Here is a 1,772-nt window from a genome sequence, read left to right as displayed (position 1 = left end):
CGCAGAGCAGCCGCTGCCACCGCCGCTGGCGGCCGTCCCGGTGCTGCGCGTCCCGCCGCCGCAGCTCCGCCGGGACGCGGAGCAGACCGGGGAGCAGGCCGTGGCACACGCCGCGGAGCAGGCCGTCGGTCAGGTGGCCGAGGAGACCGTCGAGCGGGCGCCCGCGGGCACCGCCGAGCAGGTCGTCGAACGGACCTCCGGCCCGGCCGCCCCGTACCAGGGCGTCGAACTGGCCGCGCTCGCCCGGGAGGAGCAACAGGACCGCGCCGAGCAGCAGGCCAGGGCCGACGAGCTGGAGCGGGTCCGGCACACCCTGCGCGTGGAGCGCCGCGAACACCGGGAACGCGGCCAGGGCCGGGAGGGCCGCGACGGCCGGGACGTCCGGGAGGGTCGTCTCCGCTCCGGAGCCCGCGCCCTGACCGGGCGCCACTGCGTGGCACCGGGCGGTGGACCGGTCGGCGGGCCGCACTCCGTGGTCCAGCCCCCCGACGGCTGCGGCACGCCCGACACCTTCACCGAACTCATGGCCAGACTGGGCGAGTTCCCGCTGGTGACCTTCACCGGTGACCAGAAGGTGGCGCTCGCCCTGGACGAGCTGCAGTGCGCCGGCGCCGGCTGGGCCCGGCTCGCCTGGGACGGGCTGACGGCACTCCAGGAGTACGCCGAGGCGGCCGTGCGCGGTGCGGCCGGCGGGGACTTCAAGCAGTGGTGCGAGCGCACGCCCGAGGGCTGTCACCGCTTCCCGCCCCGCAAGGCGGTCCGCGGGGAGTCCCGGACGGTGTTCAGCCACACCAAGTGGAAGCGCGAGCGGATGCTGCCGGTCCCGGAATGCGTCGACTCCTCCCGGCGCGCGTTCATGGGCGCGCACCTGCGGATCGGCGGCGGCCGCACCGCGCCCCGGCTGCACTACCTGGACGACTGCTCCGGCAGCGGCCGGATCTACGTCGGCTACATCGGCCTGCACCTCACCAACACCCGGACCAACTGAGCGGCTTGGCTGACCGCCGCGCCCGTTCGGGGGACAATGTCCGGCAGGGGCGGGCCCACAGGTTCGCCGATCGCCCCGGGCAGGCGCCGGACGAGCATGGGGGAACGACGACCGATGCAGTACTCAGCAGACGGCCAGTCCGACGGAACCGCCACCGTCCAGTTCCCCCGGCCGGGCTTCCTCGCCTCGGTCTTCCGCGACCTCGGAGCCGAGAACGGCCAGGAGCCGGACGGCGCCGCCGCCGACCGCCCCCGTGGCGGTGCGACCGGTGACGGCCCGTCCGGCGACGGGCCGACCGGTGACAGACCGACCGACAGCGGACCCACTGGCAACGGGCGCACCGACAACGGCCCCACTGGCAACGGACCGTCCGGTGAAGGACCGTCCGAGCCCGGCCCCGGCGAGGCCGACCCGGACGAGGCCGTGGCGGCGCACGCCCGGGCCGCGACCCTGACCCACCACCGCACCCGCGCCGTCCGGGCCGAGCACGACCGGCTGGCCGACCTGCTGCGCCGCGCCGCGCTGCCCGTCTCCGCCATGGACTTCGAGAGCCAGCTGCGCCACTACCAGCCCCGCCCCTACCCGGCCGACGGCCCCGGCGGCGGCGCCGAGGAGGAGTCCGAGCCCCGCTGGCAGGACTTCGCGCCCGCCGAACCGCCCGTGGCCGACCCGGAGGGCGGCCCGTCCCGCCGGCTGCTCGACTCCGGCTACCAGCGCGAGCTGGCCCAGGCCCGGCTCACCCACCAGCGCGCCCTGCGCGAGTGGCGCACCCGCCGGGCCGAGG

The 1,772-nt window shown here is 76.9% G+C and carries 2 pseudogenes; both read left to right on the top strand.

Annotation, left to right across the window (positions count from 1 at the left end):
• Positions 1 to 988: pseudogene (locus AE652_RS40805) on the top strand (hypothetical protein); the annotation flags it as partial.
• Positions 989 to 1,102: 114 nt separating this feature from the next.
• A pseudogene (locus tag AE652_RS40800) lies at positions 1,103 to 1,772 on the top strand (hypothetical protein); the annotation flags it as partial.

It is taken from the genome of Kitasatospora sp. MY 5-36 (assembly GCF_001182915.1).
In the GTDB taxonomy this organism is placed as follows: Bacteria; Actinomycetota; Actinomycetes; order Streptomycetales; family Streptomycetaceae; genus Kitasatospora.
This window is presented reverse-complemented; position numbering and strand designations above follow the sequence as displayed.